This is a genomic window from Rhodococcus sp. 14-2483-1-2 (genome assembly GCF_002259405.1).
Lineage (GTDB): Bacteria > Actinomycetota > Actinomycetes > Mycobacteriales > Mycobacteriaceae > Rhodococcoides.
The window spans coordinates 105,494-130,473 of sequence record NZ_NPFW01000008.1 but is presented as its reverse complement, the minus strand read 5'-3'; the positions used below and the strand labels follow the sequence as shown (position 1 = coordinate 130,473).

At 65.3% G+C, this 24,980-nt stretch carries 21 protein-coding genes; 9 read left to right on the top strand and 12 right to left on the bottom strand.

The features are described 5' to 3' along the window. Positions 1-3 precede the first annotated feature (3 nt). From CH295_RS08535 to uraD, 4 genes are read right to left on the bottom strand one after another with little or no spacing between them, the layout of a single operon-like run. Positions 4-1,407, bottom strand: a complete 1,404-nt coding sequence (locus CH295_RS08535) for a nucleobase:cation symporter-2 family protein (RefSeq protein ID WP_252341968.1) — start codon at positions 1,405-1,407, stop codon at positions 4-6. A gap of 10 nt (positions 1,408-1,417) precedes the next feature. Further along, on the bottom strand, positions 1,418-2,308 hold the full coding sequence (gene pucL, locus CH295_RS08530) for a factor-independent urate hydroxylase (RefSeq protein WP_094740396.1): 891 nt from the start codon (positions 2,306-2,308) through the stop codon (positions 1,418-1,420). Between the two features lie 5 nt (positions 2,309-2,313). Beyond that, on the bottom strand, positions 2,314-2,652 hold the full coding sequence (gene uraH / locus CH295_RS08525; protein WP_094740395.1) for a hydroxyisourate hydrolase: 339 nt from the start codon (positions 2,650-2,652) through the stop codon (positions 2,314-2,316). Further along, positions 2,645-3,139 (bottom strand): 2-oxo-4-hydroxy-4-carboxy-5-ureidoimidazoline decarboxylase, encoded by a 495-nt coding sequence (uraD, locus tag CH295_RS08520; protein ID WP_252341967.1) that lies wholly within the window; start codon positions 3,137-3,139, stop codon positions 2,645-2,647. Before uraD ends, uraH begins: the two co-directional genes overlap by 8 nt. 278 nt (positions 3,140-3,417) lie before the next feature. Here uraD and CH295_RS08515 point away from each other — a divergent pair, with 278 nt between their 5' ends. Genes CH295_RS08515 through allB form a run of 7 tightly spaced genes read left to right on the top strand, consistent with a single transcriptional unit; the run spans position 3,418 to position 10,857 of the window. Then, a complete protein-coding gene (locus CH295_RS08515) occupies positions 3,418-3,813 on the top strand; it encodes an allophanate hydrolase-related protein (RefSeq protein ID WP_032385160.1) in 396 nt (131 codons plus the stop codon). A gap of 12 nt (positions 3,814-3,825) precedes the next feature. Next, positions 3,826-4,650, top strand: a complete 825-nt coding sequence (locus tag CH295_RS08510; RefSeq protein WP_094740393.1) for a hydroxypyruvate isomerase family protein — start codon at positions 3,826-3,828, stop codon at positions 4,648-4,650. A gap of 9 nt (positions 4,651-4,659) precedes the next feature. Continuing rightward, positions 4,660-5,556 (top strand): 2-hydroxy-3-oxopropionate reductase, encoded by an 897-nt coding sequence (locus tag CH295_RS08505; protein WP_094740392.1) that lies wholly within the window; start codon positions 4,660-4,662, stop codon positions 5,554-5,556. Position 5,557: 1 nt separating this feature from the next. Beyond that, on the top strand, positions 5,558-7,357 hold the full coding sequence (gcl, locus tag CH295_RS08500) for a glyoxylate carboligase (RefSeq protein WP_094740391.1): 1,800 nt from the start codon (positions 5,558-5,560) through the stop codon (positions 7,355-7,357). Positions 7,358-7,359: 2 nt separating this feature from the next. Next, entirely contained in the window at positions 7,360-8,511 is a 1,152-nt protein-coding gene (locus CH295_RS08495; RefSeq protein WP_094740390.1) for a glycerate kinase, read from the top strand. Continuing rightward, complete coding sequence (alc, locus tag CH295_RS08490) at positions 8,508-9,551, top strand: allantoicase (protein ID WP_094740389.1); 1,044 nt, start codon at positions 8,508-8,510, stop codon at positions 9,549-9,551. Before CH295_RS08495 ends, alc begins: the two co-directional genes overlap by 4 nt. Continuing rightward, complete coding sequence (gene allB, locus CH295_RS08485; RefSeq protein WP_094740465.1) at positions 9,502-10,857, top strand: allantoinase AllB; 1,356 nt, start codon at positions 9,502-9,504, stop codon at positions 10,855-10,857. Before alc ends, allB begins: the two co-directional genes overlap by 50 nt. Here allB and CH295_RS08480 read toward each other — a convergent pair. From CH295_RS08480 to CH295_RS08450, 7 genes are all read right to left on the bottom strand, one after another. Continuing rightward, positions 10,854-13,151 carry an HNH endonuclease signature motif containing protein gene (locus tag CH295_RS08480; protein ID WP_094740388.1) on the bottom strand — a complete coding sequence of 766 codons (2,298 nt, stop codon included), beginning with the start codon at positions 13,149-13,151 and terminating at the stop codon, positions 10,854-10,856. The two genes, allB and CH295_RS08480, sit on opposite strands and share 4 nt — an antisense overlap. Positions 13,152-13,439: 288 nt before the next feature. Next, positions 13,440-14,516 carry an XdhC family protein gene (locus CH295_RS08475; RefSeq protein WP_212556154.1) on the bottom strand — a complete coding sequence of 359 codons (1,077 nt, stop codon included), beginning with the start codon at positions 14,514-14,516 and terminating at the stop codon, positions 13,440-13,442. 1 nt (position 14,517) lies between these two features. Next, positions 14,518-15,960, bottom strand: a complete 1,443-nt coding sequence (locus CH295_RS08470; protein ID WP_094740387.1) for an NCS2 family permease — start codon at positions 15,958-15,960, stop codon at positions 14,518-14,520. Between the two features lie 122 nt (positions 15,961-16,082). Further along, complete coding sequence (locus CH295_RS08465; RefSeq protein ID WP_252341966.1) at positions 16,083-18,407, bottom strand: xanthine dehydrogenase family protein molybdopterin-binding subunit; 2,325 nt, start codon at positions 18,405-18,407, stop codon at positions 16,083-16,085. After that, positions 18,404-19,756, bottom strand: a complete 1,353-nt coding sequence (locus CH295_RS08460) for an 8-oxoguanine deaminase (protein WP_170945817.1) — start codon at positions 19,754-19,756, stop codon at positions 18,404-18,406. The genes CH295_RS08465 and CH295_RS08460 overlap by 4 nt, the downstream gene beginning before the upstream one ends. After that, positions 19,753-20,226 (bottom strand): (2Fe-2S)-binding protein, encoded by a 474-nt coding sequence (locus CH295_RS08455; RefSeq protein ID WP_094740386.1) that lies wholly within the window; start codon positions 20,224-20,226, stop codon positions 19,753-19,755. The genes CH295_RS08460 and CH295_RS08455 overlap by 4 nt, the downstream gene beginning before the upstream one ends. Positions 20,227-20,228: 2 nt before the next feature. Then, the gene (locus tag CH295_RS08450; RefSeq protein WP_230596455.1) at positions 20,229-21,125 is read right to left on the bottom strand and encodes an FAD binding domain-containing protein; all 897 of its coding nucleotides are present in this window, start codon (positions 21,123-21,125) and stop codon (positions 20,229-20,231) included. A gap of 149 nt (positions 21,126-21,274) precedes the next feature. Between CH295_RS08450 and CH295_RS08445 the strand changes: the two genes are divergently transcribed. Both CH295_RS08445 and CH295_RS08440 read left to right on the top strand, forming a co-directional pair. Next, positions 21,275-22,780: a PucR family transcriptional regulator gene (locus tag CH295_RS08445; protein ID WP_252341965.1), complete on the top strand. Its 1,506-nt coding sequence runs from the start codon at positions 21,275-21,277 to the stop codon at positions 22,778-22,780. A 13-nt stretch (positions 22,781-22,793) separates the two neighbouring features. After that, entirely contained in the window at positions 22,794-23,090 is a 297-nt protein-coding gene (locus CH295_RS08440; protein WP_094635013.1) for a putative quinol monooxygenase, read from the top strand. Between the two features lie 27 nt (positions 23,091-23,117). On the opposite strand, the gene CH295_RS08435 is transcribed toward CH295_RS08440, so the two are convergent. Further along, positions 23,118-24,962, bottom strand: a complete 1,845-nt coding sequence (locus CH295_RS08435; protein WP_252341964.1) for a bifunctional diguanylate cyclase/phosphodiesterase — start codon at positions 24,960-24,962, stop codon at positions 23,118-23,120. Positions 24,963-24,980 lie beyond the last annotated feature (18 nt).

Here is a 24,980-nt window from a genome sequence, read left to right as displayed (position 1 = left end):
ACACTACTGGTGATGCCGCGTCGCCACCGGTGGTGCAGCGGTCACCACCGAGGGCGAGGGTTTCTGGCCGATCGTGACGACGTTGAACAGGATGTTCAGCACGACGGCAACGATGCTCGCGGCGCTGATGCCCGAGTCGAGTACCACGTGGACCCAGTCGGGGAACGCTGCGTAGAAGCCCGGCACCGCGATGGGGATGACGCCGAAGCCGATCGCCACCGCCACGATGACGAGGTTGAGGTTGCCGTCGAACTCGACCTTGGAGAGCGTCCTGATGCCGCTGGCGGCCACCGAGCCGAACAGCACGATGCCTGCCCCGCCGAGCACCGGCAGCGGAACCGATGCCACCACCAGCCCGAGGATGGGAAAGAGTCCGAGGAACAGCAGCACCGAGCCGCCGGCCGCGACGACGTAGCGACTCTTGATTCCGGTGACGGCCACCAGGCCGACGTTCTGGGCGAACGCACTGGCCGGGAAGGTGCCGAACACGGGAGCGATGGTGGTGGCCACCATGTCTGCGCGCAGCCCGTCGCCGACGCGTCTGGCATCGACGTCGGTGCCGACGATCTCGCCGACGGCCAGGATGTCCGCGGTGGTCTCGGTCATGATCACCAGGATGACGACGACCATCGACATGATGGCCGCCACCTGGAACGTCGGCGCTCCGAATGCGAACGGCTCGGGGAAGCTGAAGATGGCACCGTCGCTCACACCGGAGAAGTCGGCCTTACCGACGAGGACCGCGAACAGGGTTCCGACGATGATGCCGATCAGAATGGACAGGCGCGAGAGCGTGCCCTGCACCAGTCGACTGACGAGCAGCACCACCACGAGGCTGAACGCCGCGAGCCCGATGTTGGACATCGAGCCCCAGTCGGCGGCCTGCTGATCACCGCCCATGGCCCACCGAACCGCAACGGGCAGTAGCGAGATGCCGATGACGGTGATGATCGTGCCGGTCACCACCGGTGGGAAGAAGCGCACGATCTTGCTGAAGAACGGGGTGATGAGGATGCCGATGGCACCGGCGGCGATGATGGCACCGAACACCGAGTTCAGTCCACCCGGCCCGCTCGCGATGGCCACCATCGTCGACACCGAAGCGAACGAAATACCCTGCACCAAAGGAAGTTTTGCACCGAAATACGGCACTCCCAATGTTTGCAGCAGGGTGGCCGCTCCACTGACGAACAATGCGGCCGAGACCAACAGGGCGATCTCGGTTCCGGTCAGTCCCGCTGCGCCACCGACGATCAGGGGTGGTGCGATGACGCCGCCGTACATCGTCAGGATGTGCTGCAATCCATAGAGATACGACCTGCCGATCGACAACCGCTCGTCCTCGGGACGGGCGGGATCGTGCGGCGCATGAGTGCGTTTAGTCAGCTTCGGGGTCGTCAGTTTCACGGCGGCGCTCCTAGCAGAATCCGGGAACGGTATCCCAGGCGCGGCCTGCGTCCGGGGCATCGTCGCGCTGCACCGTGGCCTCGATCAGACCGTAGGGACGATCCGCGACGTAGAAGACCTCACCGGGGTTGTCGAGTCCGAACGGCTCGAGGTCGACGAGGAAGTGGTGGATGTTGGGCATCGAGAACTTGATCTCGCCGATCTCCGGGTGCGCTTCGAGAACCTGCTTGCCCATCTGGAACAGACTCTGCTGCAACGCAAGAGAATGCGTGGAGGCGAACGCGTCGAGCATGATGGAGCGGACGTCGTCGAAGGTCTTGTCGAAATCAAGCTCGGTGGTGAGGTACCGCCAGCGCGCGCTGACCGAGGTGGCCAGGATTCGGTCGGTGGTCTCCTTCAGCGTGGTGTACCGGTCCTTCGGGTATCCCCAGAACTCCGACGCCGTCGAACTGAGGACCACGAGGTCGCTGATTCCGGAGACGATGGAGATGTTCTCGCCATCGACGGTGACGATGGTGTTCCGCTTCTCGTCACTCGCCTTGACGAACGAGTGGTCGTAGCCGTCCTGACCGTTCGCGATCCGCGACCACTGGTACTGCTCGATTTCCCAGCGCCCACCGGTGATCCAGTCGAAACTGCCGGTGAAGTGCGCCCCGAGACGAAGTGCGAAGCTCTCGATCGCGCCGATGCCGTCCCGCGCGAACGCGTACACGGTGTTCTTCTGAGTGTCGGTCGCGACGACGTGAGCGTTGTCGCCCTCGGTGTGGACGGCCTCGAGGTCGCCGCGCAGCTGCGAGGTGACGCTGACGTCGGTGATGCGGTGGCGAGGAGTCTCGCGGTCGATGCGGACGAGTCTGCATTCGGCTTTGCCGTACTGGTTTGCTCCGAGCACGATGGTCATGGGTTCTAGCTCCCTCGATAGGTGGTGAAAGCGAACGGGCTCAACAGAAGTGGGATGTGGTAGTGCTGGTCGGGTGCGGTGATCTCGAAGGTGACGACGACCTCGGGGTGAAAGCATTCGGTGTGCTGGGCCGCGAAGTAAGCACCGGTTGCGAAGGTGAGGCGGTAGGTGCCCGGTTCCAGTTCGGTGGGGCCGAGCGCTCCGACCCTGCCCTGCTCATCGGTGACGGCGTCGGCAACGTGGATACCGTGGTGATCGGCGAGGACGATCGAGACACCCTGCGCAGGAGCGCCTCTCGCCGCATCGAGTACGTGGGCGGTCACATGGCTCTTCGGGTCAGGCATCGCCGAGACTTCCTGTTGCGCGAATCTCGGCGATCTCCCGCAGTTCGTGTTCGACGACGACGGCCTCGGTCTCGGGGTCGTTGGCGAGCCTGCTGTGCAGAGCATCGAGAACTGCGTGGGCATCCCGGCCGGCGGCCCTGATCAGAAACACCTGCCCGAACCGGTTCTCGTAGGCCAGATTTCCTGCTCTCAGCCGCTGTTCGACGGTCGTGTCGGAGATGTCGACGCCGGATTGCTCGTTGCTCGCGTGCCGAGCGCTTGCGTTGTCGCCGTCTGGTCTCTCGCCGATGCGCGGATGCACGGCGAGTGCGCGGTGCACTTCATCGGTTGTCAATGGTGCGGCAGCGCGATGAATGGCGTGGCGCAGAGCCTGCACGTCGGTGAACGGCCGGGCGCTCAGAACTCCCTCGACCCAGCGAGGCACGTCGAGGCAGAGCGAGAGCGTGCGTGCGGCTTCGGTCTCGGAGGCGGTGTTCAGATTGGCCACGACCCCGGCTGGCCCTAATTCCGCAATACGAAATGATGATTCCACCAAATGAGCGTGACACCGATCACATCCACTGTCAAGGGTTGATCCGAAGCTGCTCGCTTCGGCCCCTGCAGCGTTGCTGCACTGCGGTATTGGGCGTTCCGCCCGGGCGGTCCGGGTGCCCGGGTCTTGACAGACCCGCGTGGCGCACGCCACACTCGAACCACAAAACGGAATCGTTATTCCGTATGACGGACTTTCAGTCCGGACCGTTCGAGCCCGAGAGGAACGACTTCATGACGGAGCTTTTCTGCAACGGTGGTGCGATGCGCGGCGGCAGCCTGCACCACAACGTCTCGTCCCACCCGTTCGTGGGGACAGTGCGCACCACCCCGAACTACCGCTTCTTCTCGGTGCGTGACGAGTTCCCGGCACTGTTGCTCGACCACACCGCAGGAGCGGCCATCGAGGGCGAGCTGTACGACATTCCTCTCGACGACATCCGAACTGCATTCCTGCCGGACGAACCGCCGGAACTCGAACTCACCGTCGTGGCGCTCGAGGATGGGCGCTCGGTCCTGGGCGTCGGCCTGCGCCCCGGGGTGCTCGATGCGCAACCGGACGAGCTGACCGACATCACCTACGCAGGCAGCTGGCGTAGATACCGCGGACTGCCGCAACCTCAGAACTGAAAGGCACTGTGCATGAATATCTTTGCTGATTCTCGACTCCGATACACCGTCAACTGTTCCATCCTCTTCACCGACGTGCCTCTGCTCGATCGACCGCAGCGCGCGCGAGATGCCGGATTCGACGCCGTCGAATTCTGGTGGCCGTTCGGGGGCCCGGTGCCCTCGGACGCCGATGTCACCGCATTCGTGTCCGCCATTCGCGATGCCGGGGTACAGCTGACCGGGCTGAACTTCGCGGCCGGCGACATGCCTGCAGGCGATCGTGGGATTCTGTCCGATCCAGCGCAGGTGCAGGCCTTCCGAGACAACATCGCCGCCACCGTCGGCATCGGCGAACAACTCGGCACCACAGCGTTCAACGCCCTGTACGGAAACCGCATCGACGGCGTCGATCCGCTCGACCAGGACGAGGTCGCGATCGAGAACTTGGCCGCCGCCGGGAAGGCCGCCGCGAAAATCGGTGCGGTCGTGTTGATCGAGCCCGTGAGCGGCGCACCCGCCTACCCGTTGAAGTCTGCCGCCGGAGCCGTCGCGACCATTCGCCGCGTGGCCCGTGAACAGGACGTACACAACCTCCGCCTGCTCGCCGACCTCTACCACCTCGCCGTCAACGGAGAGGACGTTCCCGCAGCGCTCGAGGCACACCACGACCTGATCGCGCACGTACAGATCGCCGATTCCCCCGGCCGCGGAGAACCGGGCACCGGATCGCTCGACCTCGGCGGACAACTTGCCGGCCTCGCAGCGCGGGGTTACGACGGCTACGTCGGACTCGAATACAAAGCCACCCAGCCGGATCCGTTCGCGTGGCTCGAACTGGCCACCACTACCAAGTAGGGATTTCTCATGAGCACCATTGCATTCATCGGCCTCGGGATCATGGGCAGTCCCATGTCCGTTCATCTCGCCAAGGCAGGCCACCAGGTGGTCGGCTACAACCTGACGCCCGATCGCACCGGTCCCCTCGTCGACGCCGGCGGCACCGCAGCCGACTCGATCGCCAAGGCCGTCCACGACGCCGACATCGTCGCGATCATGGTCCCCGACTCCCCGGATGTGCAGGACGTTCTCGCCGGTGAAGGCGGTGTGTTCGACAATGCTCGACGCGACGCGCTGATCATCGACTTCTCCAGCATCCGTCCCGACGTCACCGCCACGTTGGCTGCCGACGCGTCCTCACGCGGATTCCGGATCCTCGACGCCCCGGTCTCCGGTGGCCAGGCCGGTGCCGAGAACGCGACTCTGTCGATCATGGTCGGTGGCAGCGCGGACGACTTCGCCACGGCCAAGCCGATTCTCGACGTCGTCGGCAAGACCGTCGTGCACGTGGGTCCCAGCGGATCCGGGCAGACGGTCAAGGCGGCCAACCAGCTGATCGTGGCAGGCAACATCCAGGTGCTCGCCGAGGCGATCGCGTTCCTCGAAGCCTACGGCGTCGATCTGGCCGCGTCGGTCGAGGTTCTCGGCGGCGGCCTCGCCGGTTCGGCCGTGCTGAACCAGAAGGCCCAGAAGATGCTCGACCGCTCGTTCGAGCCCGGGTTCCGCATCGACCTGCACCACAAGGATCTCGGCATCGTCACCTCGGCCGCTCGCGAGGCGGGCGTCGTGATTCCCATGGGCGCAGTGCTGGCGCAGCTGATGGCCTCGGCCCGAGCCAACGGCGATGGCGGCCTGGATCATTCGGCGCTGTACCGCGGCGTCGCTCGGCTCTCGGGATCCCCGACCACAAGCAAGGACAACTGACATGGCCAGGATGCGTGCGGCCGATGCCGCAGTGAAGATCCTCGAACTCGAAGGTGCAACAACCGCATTCGGTCTCCCCGGTGCGGCCATCAACCCCTTCTACGCGGCGATGCGCAATCACGGTGGCATCCGCCACGTGCTGGCCCGCCACGTCGAAGGTGCCTCGCACATGGCGGAGGGCTTCACCCGGGCCGCACCGGGCAACATCGGAATCTGCATCGGAACCTCCGGTCCGGCCGGCACCGACATGATCACCGGGCTGTATTCGGCCATGGCCGACTCGATTCCGATCCTCGCCATCACCGGCCAGGCCCCGGTGGCGCGGCTGCACAAGGAGGACTTCCAGGCCGTCGACATCGCGTCGATCGCGGCACCCGTCACCAAGATGGCGATGACGGTGCTCGAGCCGGCTCAGGTTCCCGGTGCCTTCGCGCAGGCGTTCCATCTGATGCGCTCCGGTCGCCCCGGTCCGGTGCTGATCGATCTACCCATCGACGTGCAGCTGGCCGAGATCGACTTCGATCCCGAGACGTACCAGTCGCTGCCCGTGCACAAGCCCGTCGCCTCGCGTGCTCAGGCAGAGAAGGCCATCGACATGCTCCTGGCTGCCGAGCGCCCGTTGATCGTGGCCGGCGGAGGCATCATCAACGCCGACGCGTCCGACTTGCTCGTGCAGCTCGCCGAGATCCTCGACGTGCCGGTCATCCCGACCCTGATGGGCTGGGGCACCATCCCGGACGATCACCGCCTCGCCGCAGGCATGGTCGGTCTGCAGACCGCGCACCGTTACGGCAACGCGACGCTGCTGGCCTCGGACTTCGTGCTCGGTATCGGAAACCGTTGGGCCAACCGGCATACCGGCGGACTCGACACATACCGCAAGGGAAGGAGGTTCGTTCACGTCGACATCGAGCCGACCCAGATCGGACGCGTCTTCGCACCGGACTACGGCATCATCTCCGACGCCAAGGCCGCACTCGAGCAGTTCGTGGCCGTCGCCGAGGAGCGCCGTGCCGCAGGTACCCTCCGCGATCTCTCGGGTTGGGTCGAGGACTGTGCGACCCGCAAGCGCACGATGCACCGCCGCACTCACTTCGAGAACGTGCCGATCAAGCCGCAGCGTGTGTACGAGGAGATGAACAAGGTCTTCGAGCGCGATACCCGCTACATCAGCACCATCGGGCTCTCCCAGATCGCGGGCGGTCAGTTCCTGCACGTCTACTCCCCGCGCAACTGGATCAACTGCGGGCAGGCCGGCCCGCTCGGCTGGACCATTCCCGCGGCGCTCGGTGCGGTGGCTGCCGATCCCAAGGCGAATGTCGTTGCACTGTCCGGAGATTACGACTTCCAGTTCATGATCGAAGAGCTGGCCGTCGGTGCGCAGTTCAATCTGCCCTACGTGCACGTGGTGGTGAACAACTCGTACCTCGGGCTGATCCGTCAGGCGCAGCGCGCGTTCGACATGGACTTCTGCGTGCAGTTGGGATTCGACAACATCAACCACCAGGACACCGTGGACACTCAGCCCGGTATCCCCAAGGGCTACGGCGTCGACCACGTGCAGGTGGCAGAAGGGCTGGGCTGCAAAGCGCTTCGCGTCACCGAGCCCGAGCTCATCGGTGAGGCGCTCGTGCGGGCCAGGACTCTGGCCAACGAGCACAAGGTTCCGGTCGTCGTGGAAATCATCCTCGAGCGGGTCACCAACATCTCGATGGGCACCGAGATCGACAACGTCGGTGAATTCGAGGAACTGGCCAACACCTCGGCGGACGCACCCACCGCGCTGCTTCTGCTGGACTAGAGATGACACGAATTCTGCTCGCTCCGGACAAGTTCAAGGGCTCGCTGTCGGCAGCCGAGGTCGCTCGGGCATTGGCCGAGGGTCTGGTTGCGGTCGACCCGTCACTCGAGACGGTGTGCCTGCCCGTCGCCGACGGCGGTGACGGCACCGTCGATGCTGCCGTCACCGCCGGGTGGGACCGAGTGGCAGTGACCTGCTCGGGACCGACCGGTGAACCGGTCGACACCTCGTACGCTCGTCGGGGTGATACCGCCGTCGTCGAACTGGCGTCGGCGGTCGGGCTCGAGCTCCTGCCCGAAGGACGGCCGGATGCGCTGGGATCCAGCACATTCGGGCTCGGTACCGTCATTGCACACGCACTCGAGGCAGGTGCAGGGTCTGTTTCAGGTGCGCGGCGAATCGTCGTCGGACTCGGGGGCAGCGCATCCACCGACGGCGGTGCCGGAATGCTCGTCGCACTCGGTGCGCGGATCCTCGATGCCGACGGCAACGACGTCGCGCTCGGCGGTGGTCCGCTGCGCGGTGCAGTCCACCTCGACTTGAGAGGCTTGTTGCCGTCGGCTCGGAATGCGGTGTTCGAGCTGGCCTGCGACGTCGACAATCCGTTGCTCGGTGTCACCGGAGCCGCGGCCGTCTACGGCCCGCAGAAAGGTGCCGGACCGCAGGAGTTGCTGTATCTGGAACACGGCATGCGGCAGTGGGCGCATCTGGTGCGCAACGCAATCGGCCGTGACCTCAGCGGTCTGGCGGGCACCGGGGCGGCCGGCGGAACCGCCTTCGGTGCCATGGCCGTACTCGGTGCTGCGGCCAAACCGGGGATCGAGACCGTGCTCGGGTTGATCGACTTCGGCAGCGCTCTGGCGTCGGCCGATCTGGTCGTCACCGGCGAGGGCTCGCTGGACGAGCAGAGCCTGCACGGCAAGGCACCGATCGGCGTCGCGCACGCTGCGCGTGCAGCCGGTGTTCCGGTGATCACCGTTGCGGGACGCAGCGTGGTCGGCATGGATCGATTGCGCCCCTACGGAATCACCGCCTCTTATGCACTGACCGACCTGGAGCCGGACGCGCGGATCTCGATGCGTGACGCGGCCAGGCTGTTGCACGAGGTCGGCCGAACGTTGGCCACCACACACATTTTGGAAGGAACTTCATGACCGGAACCGATTTCACCACGCTCACCGATCTGGCTTCTCGGGCGCTAGGCGGCAGCGTCTCGGCGGCGAACGACGAGCTGTTCGCCCAGCGCGAGAACCTGATCAAGCCCGATGCTCCGCTGTTCGATCCCGCGGACTTCGGCCACAAGGGAAAGGTGTACGACGGGTGGGAGACTCGGCGTCGTCGTGACGAAGGCGGTCACGACTGGGCGATCGTGCGACTGGGCTCCCCGGGCATCGTGCACGGCGTCGTCGTCGACACCGCTCACTTCACCGGTAACTACCCGCCGTTCGTCTCCGTGGAGGCGGCGTCGATCGACGGCTATCCCTCCATCGAGGATGTGCAGAATGCGGAGTGGCACAGCATCGTCGACAAGTCCCCCGCAGTCGGTGACACCGCGAACACGTACGCGGTGGCCGATCGGCACCGGTGGACGCATGTGCGGCTGTCGATCTACCCCGACGGCGGCGTCGCCCGGTTCCGTGTGCACGGTCAGGTGGTGCAGGATCCGCGGTTCCTGACAGGCACCGTCGACCTGCTCGCCGCCGAGAACGGCGCTCGGCTCACCGACTGCTCCGATGCGTTCTACTCCTCGCCGGCCAACATCATCCTGCCCGGGCGGGCTCGCAACATGGGCGAAGGCTGGGAGAATTCCCGACGACGCAACGGCGGCAACGACTTCGCAGTGTTCGCTCTCGCATCACCCGGCACCCCGCGCCACGTCGAGGTCGATACGAGTTACTACGTCGGGAACGCACCGGGGTGGATCCGGCTCAGCGCCATCGATTCTCGTCGCCGACACATCACGGACCCTACGGCGTGGAGCGAGATTCTGCCCCGCACCGCTGTTCAACCGGATACGCGCCACCGGTTCCTGCTGAACGAGGCCGCCGCGTACACGCACCTGCGACTGGACGTGTACCCCGACGGCGGACTGTCCCGATTGCGATTGTTCGGGGAGCTCGACGCCGAAGCCCTCGATGCGGCAGATGTCGCATGGAAGTCGTCCGAGCTCCAGAGTGTCTCCAGTGCAGTCTGACCTGGTTGTTCGCGCTTCGCGGGCCGTGATCGGCGGACGGGAGGTTGCGGCCTCGATCTCCGTGTCCGACGGGCGCATCGTGGCAATCGACTCCGTGGATGCGCGCGTATCTGCGGCGGCGGTGGTCGAGCTCGGGCCGGATGAGGTGCTGCTGCCGGGTTTGGTGGACACCCACGTTCACGTGAACGAGCCAGGACGTACCGAATGGGAGGGGTTCGCCAGCGCCACCCGGGCTGCCGCGGCTGGTGGCATCACCACCATCGTCGACATGCCGCTCAACAGCATCCCCCCGACGGTTGACGTTGCGGCCTTGGAGATCAAGCGCCGGGTGGCGGCGGATCAATCGGTGGTGAACGTCGGATTCTGGGGCGGTGCCGTGCCGGGGAACGTCGATCAGCTGAGACCACTGCACGATGCGGGTGTCTTCGGCTTCAAGTGCTTCCTGCTTGCGTCGGGGGTGGACGAGTTTCCGCCGCTGACGATTCCGGAGCTCGAGAAGGCTCTGATCGAGATCGCGTCGTTCGACGGGCTGATGATCGTGCACGCCGAGAACGCCGAGGTGATCGCCGAGGCACCGTCGCCGGCGGGCCGCGAGTACTCGGGATTTCTCGAATCGCGCCCACGTGCGGCCGAGAACCGGGCCATCGAGCAGGTGATCGAGTTGTCTCGTCGGACCGGGTGTCGGGTGCACATTCTGCATCTGTCGAGCGCCGATGCGTTGCCGATGATCGCGGCGGCGAAGCGGGACGGGGTTCGGGTTACCGTCGAAACCTGTCCGCATTACCTGTATTTCGACGCCGAGGCCGTGCCGGCGGGGGCTACCCAGTTCAAGTGCTGCCCGCCGATCCGCGAAGCCGGCAACCGAGAGTTGTTGTGGCAGGGTTTGTCCGATGGCACGATCGACACCATCGTGACCGACCACTCCCCCTGTACTCCCGATCTGAAGAGGTTCGACACCGGAGACTTCGGTGATGCCTGGGGTGGGATCGCGTCGTTGCAGGTGTCGATGGCTGCGGTGTGGACCGAGGCGCGCGCCCGTGGGTTCGCGCTGACCGACATCGTGCGGTGGATGGCCACCAACACCGCCGACCAGGTGGGGATGACGGATCGTGGACGCATCGAAATCGGAAGCGCTGCAGACCTTGTGGCGTTCGCTCCCGACGAGAGGTTCACCGTCGACGTTGCGCAGCTGCACCACCGCAACCCGGTGACTGCCTACGATCGACTGGGTTTGTCGGGTGTGGTGCGACGGTCGTGGATCGCGGGGTCGGAATCCTCGACCGGGCGATTGCTGGCGCGCAACTAGAACGGCGGTGTTGCCGTGTCGTCGGTCTCGGGGTCCTGGTTGTCGGGTGGGTCGGGGTAGGCGATGATGCCGGATCGTGTCGGTCGGGTGGGGATGTGTGGTGTGAGGTCGTTGCCGAGGATGGGGACAGCTGTGCCGTTGGTGGGCAGGGTGATTCGTGTGGTCTTGGATGTGGATCTCCAGAGGATGGCTCCGCCGGGGAGCATGGTGGCGGTCCAGTAGCCGGCGGTTTTGACGCTGTGGTGGTATTCGCAGAGGCATTGGAGGTTGTTGACGGTGGTCCAGCCTCCGCCGAGTGGGTTGGTGTGGTCGAAGGGGGTGATGTGGTCGAGTTGGCAGCGTGCGGCGGGGCGGTGGCAGCCGGGGAAGCGGCAGTGTTTGTCGCGTAGTCGGACGGCTGCGGTGGTGAGGGTGTCGGGTCGGCAGATCAGGGCGCGGTCGGTGAGTGGGTCGCGTGCGACGGATGTGCCGAGGGTGGGGTCGGCGGCGATCGCGGCTTCGAGTGCTGCGGCGAGGGATGCGTTGCCGATGTAGATGCCGGCGGGTGTACAGCCGGTGCGGTTGCCCGAACGCCCGAGTTCCGAATGGTTCAGGGCGGCGTGGTTCAGGGCGGCGCGGTTCAGTGTCGGGAGATCGAGGGCAGAGCTGTGCCGTGTGCCCCGGCCGACGGGGGTGTGGGTGCAGAACAGGGCTGCGGCGGAGGTCGGTGATCCCAGGCGGCGTTGGCGTGGGTTGTCGCTGGCGGCAGCGGCAGCCGAGCCTGTTCCCGGTGCTGGGCCTTCGGTTGACGTTGGGCCGGATGTTGTGGAGCCGCATGCGGGTGTGGGCGAACCGGATTCCGGACAGTTCGGTGCGATACCTGGTACCGGCGATGGCTGTTCCGCAGGTGATCGTGAAGCTGACGCGGGTTCGGACGATGCAACTGCCTCAGGGCCGGTGTGCGACGTCGCTTCCGGCAGCGGGTCGGTCAGCGGTGCGGTAGCGCGTGTTGCTGCGTGCTTCCGGACAGGATCGGCGACGCCTGGGTTGGGAGTCGTCGTCGGGTCGGCAGCAGGTGTAGGTGCGGACTCGTCGTTCTTCTCGGCATCGTCGCTCGCGTCGGTCTCATCTGCCGGTGCCTCGGGTGCTGCTGGTTCGGTTGCCGAGGTGCTCCCAGGTACAGCTGCTGGTGCAGGTGAACTGGCCGAATTTCGTTCGGTCGAGGAATCAGCCTCGCTACCCGAGTCCGTGGCCGACTCAATTCCCGCATCAGCAGCCGAGTCTCCAGCCATGCCCGGGCCCGAGCCCGCGTCTTTGTCTTCGTCCGTCGCAGTTCCCGTCTCGGGTTCTGTTGGGCTCCCGTCCTTTTCGCTGTCCGAGGTCTTTTCCCATTCCCCGGTCTCCGGGTTCTGGACTGCCAGTCCGAGTTTCTCCGCAAGAGTCACCGCCTCGGTGAGCAGGATCTGCCAATGGCTGTTGCGTGCCAGCTCCTGCGCGAGATCGGGGTCGATGGAACCATGCCCGGCCAGGTAGGCGGGGTTGGCGAGCAGTCCGATGAGGGTGGCGATATCGACGGTGATCATCGTCAACGGCACCCGCCGATCCGGCAACACGGTGTCGTTCTTCGGGCAATCCTCGCGGTGGCACAGGCATGCCAGTCGGGGTTCGCCGTGCATGCGGGCCATGAACGCATCACACAGGCGCTCCTTCTTCCCTCGCGGGTCTTTCGGGCAGAGGGTGTCGGCCATCTCCTCGAGGAGTTGCCATGCGGCGGCGGCTTCGGGTGCGGTCAACTCGGCTCGGATGCGGGCGAGTTCGCCGGCGGGACTGTAGGTGACGGTGCGGAATTTCTTCGCGAACTCCCGCAGTGCTGCTGCTTCCTCGGGTGCGACGCGCAGCAGGATGTCCCAGATCGCCTGCTCGAGCGGGCCCGGGGACGACCTCCGCGCCGCCTCGACCACCTCTTTCTCGACCGACGTGACGATGGCGTCGGAGAGGTTGTCGAGGATCCGGCATGCGGTCCGCACGCGGGGGAGGTCGATCTCCCCTGTCTCGAACGCTGCCCGTAGCAGTGGGAGTCGGGTGTACAGGGCGACTCCGATGGATACATACGATTCGGCGACGGTCGCCGAGCAGCCCAATGCGACAGCCATTTCGGTGCGTCCGTATCGGCTGTAGTGCTTGTGTTCGGTGTCGCGGGCGATCCAGTCGCAGTGCACGCGATAACAGGCGGCGATCTTGCGGGCCGCGTGCCGATTCTCCTCACGCGCGGCAGCGGTCAACGCGTTCAGTGACACGGTCGGTATCGCACCCATTTTTTCACCCCCCGGTGAGCATCAATTCAGAACGTGCGTTCGAGCTGAAAGAAGACTAACCCGGGCCACCGACAAGAACCGAAAGTGTCGATTCAGGCGACTCGAGCAGGCAATCTCGGGTGGAAGGGAGAGTGCCGGGGGATGACCCCTCATCGGCGGTCCAGGTGGATTCACTACCCACGTCTTGCACGGGGAGTCGAAGCGCAGGGGGTATAGATGAGGCGATCCGGCCGGGGGTGCCGGGCAGAAGTCGAAGGTTGACGACGGGACGTTGTCTACATCGAAGGCTTACGCGTATTTCGCATTCGCCTCGTCGTGGTGGATCGGGCCCGCCGTACGTGTCAAAGGCAGCGTGCTACCCCCGCGTCGCACGGCCACGAATTCCGCCGCGATGGCCAGCGCAGTTTCCTCCGGAGTTCTCGCACCCAAGTCCAAGCCGATCGGCGACTTCAACCGTGCGAGCTCCTGCTCGGTCAACCCGACGTCACGCAACCGGGCCGCCCGATCGTCATGAGTTCTGCGCGATCCCATCGCCCCTACGAATGCGACGGGCAACCGCAGGGCCACCTCGAGCAGCGGCACATCGAATTTGGCATCGTGCGTCAGTACGCAGATCACCGTCCGGGCATCGAGCATAGTTCGCGCCAGGTAGCTGTGCGGCCATTCGTTGACGACCTCGTCGGCGTCGGGAAACCGTGCAGCAGTGGCGAACACGGGGCGAGCATCGCACACCGTCACGTGATACCCGAGGAACTTGCCCACCCGCGCGAGTGCTCCTGCGTAGTCGATTGCCCCGAAGATCAGCAGCCGCGGTGCTGTGGCGTAGGACTGTACGAACACGTCGAGGTCAGGCCGGCACCGCACCGATCGGATACCGGTACCGCCGGAGTCCAGCATCGCCAGCGCCTCACCGACGACCACCGCGTCGACGTCCGAAAAACCGGTCGTACCCATTGTGGCCGAGGACGAGACCGCGAGCGACTGGCCGGAGCCGTCGAGCATCGTGACCGTGGCCACCGCAGTGTCCGACGCGATGGCCGCGAGCACGGCGCGCGGAGGACCGAGGCGCACGAACACCTCGATCACTCCCCCGCAGGTCAAGCCGACCGCAAAGGCATCGATGTCGCTGTAGCCGAACGACTCTCGCTTGGATTCGCCGGTCTCGAGAACCTCGCGGCACAGCTCGTACACTGCGCCTTCGACGCAGCCACCGGAGACGCTGCCGACTGCCTCGCCGTCGGCGCACACCGCCATCGCGGCACCCGGAAGCCGTGGAGCACTTCCGGATACCGCGATGACCGTCGCCACCGCGTAGGGAACGCCTGCGTGGTCCCAGGCGGACAGACGATCGACAATTTCTTTCACGTTACGAGATTCCCAACGCTTCTTCGATCGGGTGCAGGGCGAAGTAGACCAGAAAGATACCCGACATCAGGTACAGCAGCCAATGCGTCTGGCGTGCTTTGCCTTTGGCGAGACGAACGAGCGTGTACGAGATGACGCCTGCTGCAACACCGACGGTGATCGAGTAGGTAAAGGGCATCAGGACGATGGTGAGGAAGGCCGGGATCGCGATTTCGGTGTTCTCCCAGTCGATCTTGCGTACGTGCGTCATCATCAGCGCGCCCACCAGAACCAGGGCCGGTGCAGCGGCACCGACGGGGACCACGCCGGCCAGCGGGGTGAAGAAGATCAGGCTCGTCAGCAATCCGCCGGTGACAACGCTGGCAAGACCGGTCCGGGCACCTTCGGTGACGCCTGCCGCGGACTCCACGACGGCCGTGTTGGCCGATCCGTTGATCGCGCCTCCGACGATGGCACCGATGCCGTCGACGGTGAGGATGCGGCTCAATCCCGGCATCCTGCCCTGCTTGTCGACCAGGCCTGCTTCCTCGCCGACACCGAGGATGGTGCCCATGGCGTCGAAGAAGCCCGAGAGAACGAGAGTGAACAGGACGACCGACGCCGTGACGATTCCGGCCCGTGCGAAGCCGCCGAACAGGTCGACGTTGAACAGTAGGTCGAATTGTGGTGTGGCGACGATGGAATCGGGCACCTTCGGAACGACCGGTCCCCACGCCTCCGGTTCGATGTCGAACACCGAGTTCAGGATGATCGCCAGGTTGGTGGCCACGAAGATGCCGATGAGCATCGCGCCCGGCACTTTCCGCACGAACAGCATGATCATCAGGACCAGGCCGACGCAGAAGACGAACACGGGCCAGCCGGCGAGCTTGCCGAACGTGCCGAGGGTGACCGCGGTTGCTGCTGACTCGTGGTGCCCGACGAACCCTGCGTCGACCAGGCCGATGAGCGCGATGAATGCGCCGATCCCGACGCCGATCGCCTGCTTGAGTACGAGCGGTATGGCATCCATGATGAGTTGCCGAATGCCGGTGAGAGCGAAGACGACGATGACGACGCCCTCGAGAACCACCAGCCCCATCGCCTGCGGCCAGGTCATGTACGGGGCCGCCTGGAACACCACGATCGGGGTCACCCCGAGGCCGGCCGCCATGGCGAGGGGCGCGTTTCCGACGACGCCCATCAGGATGGTCGTCAGACCGGCTGACAACGCCACCATGGTCGACAGCTGCGCCGGATCGAGCGTGGCCCCGGTGACATCGCGGGCGTCACCGATGATCAGCGGGATGAGAACGATCAGGTAGGCCATGGCCACGAATGTGGTGACGCCACCGCGAATTTCGCGGGAGAGCGTGGAGCCCCGGCCGGTGATGTCGAAGAACTTGTCGATCTGGGATCGACCTCGTCCACTTTGGCGAGTGCTGGATGTGCGTATGTCGGTCATGATCGGCCCTCCCAGGGCGTGATCAACCTCGTCGAGCGTGGGGCCGGGCCGACGTGCCGGGGGAGTTGGCGTCGGTGCGGTTGTGCCGGAGAAGGTTTCGTCGAATGGGGATGGAACTCGGATCAGCTGTTGATGATGTGTTCGGGTCGGACGGGCACGCGGGTCAACGCGAGCCCGGTGGCGTTGCGGATGGCCGCGACCACGGCGGGGGTCGAGGAGAGGGTGGGTGGCTCGCCCGCCCCGCGAAGACCGTACGGTGCCAGGGGATCCGGGTTCTCGAGGATGTCCAGCTTCATGGGCGGCATGTCGAGAATCGTCGGAATGAGGTAGTCGGTGAACGACGGGTTCTTCACGAGACCGTCGACGACGACGATCTCCTCCATCACTGCAAGGCCGAGGCCCTGCGCTGTGCCGCCGTGGATCTGGCCTTCGAGCGACAGCCGGTTGAGGATCTTGCCGACGTCCTGCACGGCCGCCATCTCGACGACCTTGACCAGACCGAGTTCGACGTCGACGTCCACCACGGCGCGATGGACACACAGTGCGAGCTGGGTGTGGCTCGCTCCTTGTCCGGTGACCGGATCCATTCCGCTGGTGGGGCGATGGTGGAATTCACGCGTCTGCTCGATGACCCGTTCGCCGAGGACATCCTCGATCGTGGCCAGTACACCGTCGGTGGCCGAGACGATCTTGCCGCCGTCGAGGCTCAGGTCGGCAACCGCGCGGCCCAGGTACAGGCCGGCCAGGACGAACACCGCTTCGCGGACAGCCTCGCAGGCGGTCTTGACTGCGCCGCCGGTCATGTACGACTGCCGCGACGCGGACGAGGAGCCGGCATTACCGACCTTGGTGTCGGCGGGATGGATGACGACCTTGGTGACGCCGAGCTCGGTGCGTGCGATCTGCGCCTCCAACGTCACCAGGCCCTGACCGACCTCGGCAGCGGCCGTGTGCACCAATGCTGTTGCCTCACCACCGATCACCTCCAGTCGAACGCGCGCGGTGGAGTAGTCGTCGTAGTTCTCGGAGAAGCAGATGTTCTTGATGCCGACGCCGTATCCGATTCCGCGTACGACGCCTTCGCCGTGGGTGGTCTGCGACGCCCCGCCCGGCAGATTACGGATGTCCGACGCGTCCACGGGGGCAGGCAGTTCCATCGCCTCGGCTCGGGCGAGCATCTCGGCCAGTGGGGCAGGTGCTTCGATGACCTGGCCTGTTGCGAGGATCGAACCCTGGCTGACGGCGTTGATCTGCCGGATGGCCACGGGGCCGATACCGCAGGCCTCGCCGAGCTTGTCCATCATCGACTCGTATGCGAAACATGCTTGCACTGCGCCGAATCCACGCATCGCGCCGCAGGGTGGATTGTTCGTGTACACGCCGTAGGCGTCGATCTCGATGTTGGGAATGACGTACGGTCCGACGCCCAGCGAGGCTGCGTTGCCCACGACGTTGAGGGTTGCCGAGGTGTACGCGCCACCGTCGAGGATGATCTCGACATCGGCGAACACGAGCTTGCCGTCGCGGGTCGCGCCGTACTCGTAGTGCATCTGCGCGGGGTGGCGGTGAACGTGTCCGAAGAACGACTCGTAGCGGTTGTAGACGATCTTGACGGGCTTGCCGGTGTGCATGGCGAGCATCGCGGCGTGAATCTGCATCGACAGGTCCTCGCGGCCACCGAATGCCCCACCGACACCGGCGAGCGTCATCCGGATCTTCTCCTCGGGCAGGCCGAGGCACGGTCCGATCTGGGCCAGATCGTTGTGCATCCACTGGGTTGCGACGTAGAGGTCGATGCCGCCGTCCTCGGCCGGAACTGCCAGTCCCGATTCGGGTCCCAGGAATGCCTGATCCTGGATCCCGACGGCGAAGTCGCTGCTGACGATCACGTCAGCGGTCGCGCGGGCGGCGGCGACGTTGCCGACACGCACCGGCTGATGGCGCGCCACCCCGCCGCGTTCCTGCACCTTCGGGTAGTCCGGGTCCAGAGCTGCGCGGCGGGCGTCGGTCAGAGGTTCGAGAACGTCGTACACCACAACGATCTTTTCCATTGCGCGCCGGGCGGTCTCGGGATGATCGGCCGCGATCAGCGCGATCGGTTCACCTTCGTGCCGGACCTCGTCGAAGGCCAGTACCGGCTGGTCCCACGTGTGGTCGAGTCCGAAGCATTTGCGTCCCGGAACATCCTCGTGCGTGAGTACGGCTTCGACGCCGGGCGTCGCCAGCGCCTTCGAGATGTCGACGGAGACGATCTTCGCCCGGGGATGCGGGCTGCGAAGCGTTGCGCCCCACAGCATGCCGTCGATGAACAGGTCCGAGGAATACGCGAACTCGCCCTTGACCTTCAGTGTGCCGTCGGGCCGTAGTGGACTGTCGCCGACCCGGCCTCGTCCCGGGGCCGGGATGTCGGCGGGAGCTTGCCGGGGTGTGGTGGTCGGGGCGCTCACAGTACGTCCTCCGCGAGTTTCATCAGGCGACGGTGCGCATCGGCTCCGGCGCGGCCTATCTCGTCCTGCGGTGCGCTGGTCAGTACGTCGTTCTCGACGATCGTCCGACCACCGACCATCAACCGCGCAAGCGGTGGTGTCTGTCCGTACGCGAAGGCCACGACCGGATCGTCCACGGCCGAGTAGAACCCGTCGGTGCGCCAGATCGCGATGTCGGCGAGCTTGCCGACTTCGAGCGAACCGATCTCGCTCTGTCGGCCCAGTACCGTTGCACCGCCGAGCGTTCCGATCTCGAGTGCCTGACGCGCCGTCAGTGCTGTCGGACCGTACTTGGCCCGCTGCATGTACATCGCCTGGCGGACCTCGCCGGCCAGCGGCACCATTTCGGCCGAGGCCGAGCCGTCGACTCCGAGGCCGACGGGTGCGCCGGCGGCGAGCAGGTCGGAAATACGGGCGATGCCCGCACCGAGCCGAGCGTTGGAACTCGGGCAATGGGCGGTACCGGTACCGGTGGCTGCCATCTTCGCGATGTCGGAGTCGTGCAGGTGTACCGCGTGGGCGAACCACACGTCGTCACCGAGCCAGCCGACCTGCTCCATGTATTCGACCGGGGTGCAGTTCATCTGAGCGAGGCAGTGCTCTTCTTCGTCCAGCGTCTCGGCCAGATGAGTATGCAGCCGAACACCTTTGGCGCGAGCAAGGGTGGCGGACTCGACGAGCAGCTCCTTGCTGATCGAGAACGGGGAGCACGGCGCGACCGCGATGCGGAGCATCGAACCGAAGGAGGCGTCGTGGTAGGTGTCGATGGCCTCGGCCGTGGCGGTGAGGATGTCGTCGAGCGATTCGACCACCTCGTCCGGTGGCAGACCGCCGTCGGACACACCCCGGTCCATCGAGCCGCGGCACGGTTGGAACCGCACGCCGATCCGCTGTGCGGCGTCGATCTCGGCCGCGAACAGGTCGCCTCGGCCCTTGGGGAAGATGTAGTGGTGATCGGTGCTGGTGGTACAGCCCGATTTCGCGAGCCAACCGAGACCGGCAGCGGCGGCACCGCCGACCACCTCGGCGTCCATCTTGGACCACGGCTTGTAGAGTGCGACAAGCCATTCGAAGAGCGTGTTGTCCTTGGCCAGGCCCTGGGACGCCCACTGATACAGGTGGTGGTGGGTGTTCACCAGGCCTGGGGTGACGAGGCAGCCGGACGCGTCGATCGTCTCGGCTCCGGCGATCACCGGTGCCGGGCCCGAACCGATGGCGCTGATCGTGGTGCCCTCGACGACGAGGTATCCGGAGGGGATCTCGTCCCCGACGATGGGAGCGATGTAGGCGCCCGAGATCACCGTGGTCATTTGGCTTCGGCCTTTCGAGTTGCTGCGAGCCGTACGGCATCCAGGATCTTTTCGTATCCGGTGCAGCGGCAGAGGTTTCCGGCGAGAGATTCACGGATCTCGGCGTTGGACGGATCGGGAACACGTTCGATCAGGTCGTGAGCCTGGACCACCAGTCCCGGCGTACAGAAGCCGCACTGGACGGCTCCGCACTCGACGAACGCTTCTTGCATCGGGTCCAGCTTCTCGCCGTCGGCGAGGCCTTCGACGGTACGAATCTCGCGGCCCTCGACCTGACCGGCTGCCACCAGGCAAGCGCACGCCGGAATGCCGTCGAGATAGACGGTGCACGAACCGCATTCGCCTTGTTCACACGCGTTCTTGGATCCGGGTAGTCCCATGCGTTCGCGCAACAGGTACAGCAGACTCTCGCCCTCCCAGACGTCGTCGGCTTCCATGTCTTTTCCGTTGATGGTGCAGTTGACTCGCATGTTCAGGCCACCTTCCGTGCGGCTGTGAGGTCTCGCCATGCCCAACCCAGTGTTCGCCGGGCCATCACGGACAGGGCGTGCTTGCGGTAATCGGCAGTGCCTCGTACGTCGTCGATGGGACTTGCTGCCGCACTGACCAATCGGCCGAATTCCTCCGACACCCCAGGATCGAGGGCACCGTCCCACTCGAGTTCGGCCGCGAGGTAGTTCTCGGCATCGTAAGCCCGGCGCGGCGTCGGCGCAGCGGAGCCGAGACCGGTACCGACGCGACCCTCCTGTGGAAACAGCGCGATCGAGAACGAGCAGACGGCGATGACCATGGCGTTGCGGGTGCCGATCTTCGAGAAGTACTGCGGTCCCGCTGCCGGTGCCACGTGGAAGGCGCGGATGAGTTCGTCCGGCCGGCAGGAATTGCGCTTGACGCCGAGGTAGAACTCGGTCGCGGGAATCATGCGTACACCGCGCTCGGCCGATTCGACCTCCACAGTCGCGCCCGCCGCGAGCAGAGGCGCGTGCAGATCACCTGCGGGTGACGCGCCACCGAGGTTGCCGCCGACGGTGCCGCGATTGCGGATCTGCGGTGAACCGACGGTGCGGGAGGCCTGGGCGATGCCGGGAAGCATGTCTCCGAGCTCGGCGATGATGCGAACGTAGGGCACGCCTGCGCCCACCCGTAGCGTCCCGTCGGGGAGCTGTTCCCATTCGGTGAGTTCGGTGATCGGGTTCAGATCCAGCAATGCGCCCGGCCGGTGCAGGTCGAAGTTCATCTCGACCATGACGTCGGTGCCGCCCTGGATGGGCACCGCGTCGACATCGTCGGCCTTCGCGGCCAACGCGTCGCCCCAGGTCTGTGGTCGCAGAAAATCCATATTCGGTACTCCGCTCGCTGTCTTCTTCATCGGGTCGTTCCTGCAGGCTCCACTCCTGCTTCGTGTTCACCCAGTACAGCGGCCTGAGGCGTTGGGAACGAGAGACAGGAACGACGAAGTATGACGCCGATCACAGTGTAGGTTTTGGAGGATCCTACGAAGAGGAGGTCGATGTCACCGTGAGGCTGCGTGATCTGGCTGGTCTCGCCGATCTGAAACTGCAGCCGATCGTCACTCCCGAGCACTTCGATCCGACCATCCGATGGGTCGTGACCACCGACATGCTCGATCCGAGCCGCTACCTCAGCGGGGGCGAACTGGTCTTGACCGGCCTGATGTGGCGGACGGGCCCCGAGGACTCGAGGACGTTCGTACGGGCGGTGTCCAAGGCCGGGATCTCGGCGCTGGCGGCATCCGACGACGGCGTCGTGCCCGACGATCTGGTCGACGCCTGCCTCGAGCACGGGCTGCCGCTCTTTCGTGTACCCGCCGACATCGCTTTCGCCACGGTCACCGAGAGCGTGGTCCGGCAACTGTCGACGGCGAGAGCCTCGGACCTGAGTCTCGTGCTCGACCGGCATCGACGTCTCGTTGCAAGTGCCGGCCCGGGCGGCGGGCTGGGTCCGCTGCTGGAGATGGTCAGCTCCGATCTGGGCATGAACTGTTGGGTCGTCACTGCGTCGGGACGGGTACTCGCCGGATCCGACAATCCGCCGGACACCGAGGCCGTGGCGCAGGAATTCATGTCGTCGGTGCGGCTGCCGCGGTACTGCCGAGAGCAGAGAGTCTCGGTGTTCGCTGTCGATGGAGAGTCCGCACCGCGGGTCGTGGATTGGTTCGTGGCCTTCGAAAGTGATTGGCAGACATGGGATGCGCCGAGGCTCTCCCTGGCCGGGCAGCTGGCGTCGATCGTGGCCGTGGAGCGCAGTCGCGTCGACGATCGCCTGTCGGGCTCGGGAATACTGGCGCAGGAATTCGTGCGCACGATCGTCGGGGGCGCGACGGCCGCAGACATCCTCGCCCAGATGCACGTCATCGGACTCGATATCGAAACACGTTACGCTGCAGTGGCTGTGGCCACATCCGGCGAGACCCTGCGCCTCGGTGAGCTACGCCCGCTGCTGCGAGAAGTGCTGGCACCGTTGGAGATCACGGTCGGAATCGTCGACGACGAGGCCATCGCGCTGGTGGAGGCGAGAACCGATCGAACCGATTCGGTTCGGCGAGCCGTCCACACGTTGGCGCCGGGACTGATCGGTAGCGGCACCTCGATCGGTGTCAGCGCTCCGACCGCGCCCGCCGACATCCGAAGCGCGATCGAGGAAGCGCGCTACGCCCGCCGGCTCGCCGAGCGCCGTGGCTCGGACTGCAGCGTCGTCGGGCACGATGAATTGGCCACGTTGACAATACTTCTCGCCAACGTTCCCGATGACGTGCGACGCATGTTCACCTCGAGGCTGCTGACTCCCCTGGTCGACTACGACGACCTGCACAACAGTGATCTCGTGGAGACATTGTCGGTGTACCTCGACACCAACGGTGCCTGGACGCGATGTGCCGAACAACTGCACATGCACGTCAATTCCGTCCGATATCGCATCCAGCGCATCGAGGAACTCACCGGCCGCGATCTGTCGCGACTGGAGGACAGAATCGAGTTCTACTTGGCACTTCGGCTGAGATGACTAGTGTGAAGCCATGGCACTCATCGCTCTGTTGGATCTGACGTTCAAGCCCGAGTCCGTGGCCGATGCCCGCGCGTTGCTGCGGACGGTGCTCGCCGATACTCGCGCATTCGAGGGTTGCCTCGGTGTCGAGGTGTGGGTCGACGAGGAGAACGAGGCACACGTGATCGCCTACGAGACGTGGGAGTCGGCCGAGGCCGATGCGAAGTACCGCGAGTTCCGCGCCGGACCGGGCAAGATCGCCGAGTTGCCGCCGCTGCTCGCCGCCGCGCCGACTCTGACTAAGTTCACCGTCGATTCGTCGATCTGAGTTCTCTGCGAGAGCGGCGGTGCAGCGCTACCTGCTGATGTCCGACAGCGGTAGAGGTCGTCCGGTGAGAAAGCCCTGCACCATGTCTGCTCCGAGTTCGACGGCCACCCGCAGTTCCGCTTCGGTTTCGACGCCTTCCATGATGACCGTCGAGCCGATCTCGTGTGCGAATCCGATCACCGATGCAGCGGCGGCCCGTCGAATCGGGTCGGTGTCGATTCCGTGCACCAGTGCGTAGTCGACCTTCAGGGTGTCGGGTCGCAATTCGACCACCTGGCGAAGTCCGGCGAAGCCTGCACCCACGTCGTCGACGGAGATGGAGATGCCTGCCCCGCGCAAGGATTCGATGGTTCGGGCGACCGCGCGGTAGTCGTGGACTCGCTCGTGTTCGGTGATTTCGATGTGGAACTGTCGGTTCTTCTGGAACGGCCGCAGTACGGCAGCCAGATCGGTGGAGCGAATGGTGTCGGCAGATGCGTTGAGTGAGATGAAGATGCCGCAGGGAAGTGATTCGGATGCGGCCAGCGCACGGTCGATGGCCGCGACTTCGAGAAGCGGTCCGATTCCCGCATCGGTGGCGTCGCGGAACCACATCGACGGCGGGCCGTAGCCGAAAGGAAAGCGAGAGAGCGCCTCGTACCCGACGACCGTCGTGGTGGCCGCGTCGCAGATAGGTTGGAACACCACGTCCGGCCCGCCTCGCGAGATCAGAGTCTCGATGCGCGTGCGGATGGCCGCTCGCGTTCCGGTGCCGCTGCCCCGTGCACTGCCGTCGTCCTCGGACAGTCGAGACTTGTTGCGATACATCTCGATATCGGCCAGTGCGATCAGTGTGCGCACGATGGTAGGGGTGACGGGTTCGCTCCCTAGGAGCTCCGAGGCCGAACCGACACTGGCGGTGAAGGGCGGCCCGGAGAAGCTCTCGTCGAGACCGGCCCGGATCCTGTGATCGGTCGATTCGATCTCGCCGGGCGAACCGACGTGCACGATGACGAACTCGTCGCCGCTCAGACGCGAGACCACCGATGTCTTCGGAACCGCGGCGGTGAGTCGCGAGGCGACCTCGATCAGTACTGCGTCGCCGGTGGGGTGCCCGAATCTGTCGTTGATGTCCTTGAACCGATCGATGTCGAGAACGGTGACCCCGAGGGTTCGATCCGAGGCGCAGTCGGTGGACGCGGTACCGACGTCGTCGATCGCCTCGAGCAATCCGCGCCGGTTGTACAGGCCGGTCAGCGAATCGACGACGGCACCCGATGCCCGAGAACGTAGATGTCGGATGTACGCCCGCATCATCAGGGGGGTGAGGTACAACGTGGCGACTGTGACTGCGGTTGCTGCCACCAGCCACGGGTTCTTTCCCTGACCGACCGCGAGTACGCCGAGCGCAAGTACCGTCGCCACCGAGACTGCCAGGTGAGCCCACATGACTCGGAACGAGCTGGCGATGACGGTGAAGACGGCCACGATCGTGAACATCATGCACCCGGCCAGCGGTACGTAATGGTCGGTGCTGCTGAACAGGATGCCAACGATGCCGACGTCCGCGTAGAACACGAAGGCATTGGCCAGACGTGTCGACGGCCATGGTCTGACGAACCACGCGATCGCGACCGGAATCGTCGTCAACGCCCCGATGAGGACGAATACCGCCAAGCCGTCGTAGTGGATGCCGGTGGGAACCATCAGGATCCCGGACAGGCCGAACAACAGTGTCAGGGTTCCGATGAAATACCGCACCCAACGCTCGCGCGCTGTGTTCGCGAAATACGTGTAGTCGTCGTCGACACTCGAGTGTGTGGCGTCGAGGCCAGGTCTGTACCGTGTTCGGCCCTCGGCCGTCACCGTAATCCCCGGTCTGGAAATGGGCATACCTCTCATGGGCAGATC

Bases quoted from the DNA above. Each gene is read 5' to 3' on its own strand.
- pucL (WP_094740396.1), bottom strand. From the start codon at position 2,308: ATGACCATCGTGCTCGGAGCAAACCAGTACGGCAAAGCCGAATGCAGA.
- uraH (WP_094740395.1), bottom strand. From the start codon at position 2,652: ATGCCTGACCCGAAGAGCCATGTGACCGCCCACGTACTCGATGCGGCG.
- CH295_RS08515 (WP_032385160.1), top strand. From the start codon at position 3,418: ATGACGGAGCTTTTCTGCAACGGTGGTGCGATGCGCGGCGGCAGCCTG.
- CH295_RS08510 (WP_094740393.1), top strand. From the start codon at position 3,826: ATGAATATCTTTGCTGATTCTCGACTCCGATACACCGTCAACTGTTCC.
- CH295_RS08505 (WP_094740392.1), top strand. From the start codon at position 4,660: ATGAGCACCATTGCATTCATCGGCCTCGGGATCATGGGCAGTCCCATG.
- gcl (WP_094740391.1), top strand. From the start codon at position 5,558: ATGGCCAGGATGCGTGCGGCCGATGCCGCAGTGAAGATCCTCGAACTC.
- CH295_RS08495 (WP_094740390.1), top strand. From the start codon at position 7,360: ATGACACGAATTCTGCTCGCTCCGGACAAGTTCAAGGGCTCGCTGTCG.
- alc (WP_094740389.1), top strand. From the start codon at position 8,508: ATGACCGGAACCGATTTCACCACGCTCACCGATCTGGCTTCTCGGGCG.
- allB (WP_094740465.1), top strand. From the start codon at position 9,502: ATGTCGCATGGAAGTCGTCCGAGCTCCAGAGTGTCTCCAGTGCAGTCT.
- CH295_RS08480 (WP_094740388.1), bottom strand. From the start codon at position 13,151: ATGGGTGCGATACCGACCGTGTCACTGAACGCGTTGACCGCTGCCGCG.
- CH295_RS08470 (WP_094740387.1), bottom strand. From the start codon at position 15,960: ATGACCGACATACGCACATCCAGCACTCGCCAAAGTGGACGAGGTCGA.
- CH295_RS08460 (WP_170945817.1), bottom strand. From the start codon at position 19,756: ATGACCACGGTGATCTCGGGCGCCTACATCGCTCCCATCGTCGGGGAC.
- CH295_RS08455 (WP_094740386.1), bottom strand. From the start codon at position 20,226: ATGCGAGTCAACTGCACCATCAACGGAAAAGACATGGAAGCCGACGAC.
- CH295_RS08450 (WP_230596455.1), bottom strand. From the start codon at position 21,125: ATGAAGAAGACAGCGAGCGGAGTACCGAATATGGATTTTCTGCGACCA.
- CH295_RS08440 (WP_094635013.1), top strand. From the start codon at position 22,794: ATGGCACTCATCGCTCTGTTGGATCTGACGTTCAAGCCCGAGTCCGTG.
- CH295_RS08435 (WP_252341964.1), bottom strand. From the start codon at position 24,962: ATGCCCATTTCCAGACCGGGGATTACGGTGACGGCCGAGGGCCGAACA.